Source organism: Bradyrhizobium sp. WYCCWR15520, from assembly GCF_056174665.1.
In genome coordinates this window covers 1-1,319 of record NZ_JBWBWM010000146.1, presented here as the reverse complement: position 1 = coordinate 1,319, position 1,319 = coordinate 1, and the positions used below count along the sequence as shown (strand labels likewise).

Below are 1,319 nucleotides of genomic sequence, written 5' to 3'. Positions count from 1 at the left end.
TCAGAGCAACTGTGCTGGAAGTAGCCCGGTGATCGGCCGGCCTCAAGGCTGGCGCTGGCGCGCCCCCGCCTACGGCGGCTGCGGCCTTGACCCCGCCCGTTCACCGGTCTGTCGGCTTTGCAAGCGCTCGGTCGCGGAACCGATCGCGGTGGGCGCGCTCGTCAGCTCAACGCGTAACGGCTGGGATCCCATTTCTGCCGTCGTGCGATCATGGTGTTGAGGATGATGATCAGCTTGCGCATGCCGGCGATGATGGCAATCTTCGGCTCTTTTCCTTTGGCAATCAGGCGCTGATAGTAGGCCTTCAGCACGGGATTGTTCAGCGTGGCTGCGCCAACACAGGGCATGTAGATGGCGTTACGGACCCAGCGGCGGCCTCCCTTGATGTGGCGCTCGCCGCGGCGCTTTCCGCTGTCGTCGTCATAGGGGGCGACCCCGATCAAGGCCGCGGCGATCTTGTTGCTCACCTGACCAAGCTCCGGCATTCCGGCAAGGAGGTTTGCCGAACTCGTCTCGGCGAACCCCGGCACACTCTCGATGATCTCGGCGCGTTCCGCAAAATCCGGCATGGACTTGATTTTGGCGCAGATGGCGGCCTCGAGCTTGGCAATCTCGCAGGCCAGGTTCTTCAAGATGCGGGCATGCGCCTTCTGCACCAATCCCGGCGCGGCATGCTCGCTTTGGCTGACCAAGCGCATCCTAAAATCAATCAGGCTTAAGCGCGCCTTTACGAGTGCCTGCAGCTCCTCTTGTGCCGCATCGTGTTTCTGGCCCGGCGCATCGCTGAATGTCTCGGCGAACCAGGCAATCATCTCGGCATCGATCGTATCGTTCTTGGCCAGCCGTCCGGCTGATAGCGCGAAGCTGCGGACCCGTTTGGGGTCGACGATCCGAACTTCGATGCCGGCGTCGCGCAGCACCTTGGCCCAGGCACGCTCATAGCCGCCACTCGCCTCCATCACCGCCTTGTTCGCCTGGTGCTTGCGAAGCCAGGCGACCAGCTTACGGTGCCCCTGGGTCGTGCTCGGGAGGGTTTGCCGTAATCCCAACGCACGAATGCACGCATCCACCTTGTCCTTGGCGACATCGATACCCACGACAACATGAGCATTTTGTGCCATCATCCACTCCCTTCCTTGCTCGGTTCGGGCTCGAAGCCCTTGCAACTGTTCGGGTTGAGGAAGACACCGGAGCTGTCCCTCGCTCTGACACAGGCTCGGTCGCCTTTGGGCGCAACGGGCTCAGTTCCAGCAACGGGCGGTTGGTGCGCAACCGCCCGTTCGCACATTCTGACAGATTTCCTGGACACAAGGGCGCAG

The 1,319-nt window shown here is 62.3% G+C and carries 1 protein-coding gene; it reads right to left on the bottom strand.

The features are described 5' to 3' along the window. Positions 1-161: 161 nt before the first annotated feature. Positions 162-1,121 (bottom strand): IS110 family RNA-guided transposase, encoded by a 960-nt coding sequence (locus AC0QUY_RS42570; RefSeq protein WP_161849892.1) that lies wholly within the window; start codon positions 1,119-1,121, stop codon positions 162-164. Positions 1,122-1,319: the final 198 nt, after the last annotated feature.